The sequence below is a fragment of the Mesorhizobium sp. M1409 genome, from assembly GCF_040317535.1.
Taxonomy (GTDB): domain Bacteria; phylum Pseudomonadota; class Alphaproteobacteria; order Rhizobiales; family Rhizobiaceae; genus Mesorhizobium.
This window is the reverse complement of record NZ_JAMYKV010000157.1, coordinates 1-698: the sequence shown is the minus strand read 5'-3', so window position 1 is coordinate 698 and position 698 is coordinate 1. Positions and strand designations below refer to the sequence as shown.

General features: G+C 61.6%; 1 protein-coding gene. It reads left to right on the top strand.

The annotated features are described in order from the left end of the window. The coding region (locus tag NKG99_RS35805; RefSeq protein ID WP_352874186.1) for an AMP-binding protein at positions 1-698 on the top strand (698 nt) is incomplete at both ends.

Genomic DNA, 698 nt, shown 5'->3' with positions numbered 1-698 from the left:
CCGCGAAGCCCTCGGCGCTGCGGCGATGGCCGCTGTGACGGTGGTCGATCTGGAGACGGACACGTCCGCCTGGGCCGGGCTGCCCGCTTCCGATCCCGATCCCTACGCCCTCGGCCTCACCCCCCGCCATCTCGCCTATGTCATCTACACCTCAGGCTCAACCGGAGCCCCAAAGGGCGTCATGGTCGAGCATCAGGGGGTGGTCAATCTGAGCTTGGCGCAAATTGCGCTTTTTGGGGTTCATTCAAACAGCCGGATCGTGCAGTTCGCCTCCTTCGGCTTTGATGCAAGCACCTGGGAGCTTGTCATGGCGTTTGGCTCAGGCGCTGCGTTGCATTTTCCTGGGGACGAGATCCGTCAAGCAAGTGGCAAGCTGTCGGATTACCTTCGAAACGAAGCCATCACGCATGCGACGCTGCCCCCCGCACTGCTTCAGGGAAGCCAGAATCTGGATGGTCTGGCGTCGCAAGTTGTCATTCTTGCTGGGGAGTTGCCGAGGGCCGAACTGATCCGGGGCCTTCCTGCAGCCTCTATCGTCAACGCCTATGGACCCACCGAAACAACTGTTTGTGCGACGGTTTGGAGTTGTCCCAAAGACTTTGCTGGATCACTCGTCCCGATCGGCCGTCCGATTGCGAACACGCGGGTGTATCTTCTGGACGGCCATGGCGCGCCGGTTCCATTCGGGGCGGTGGGCG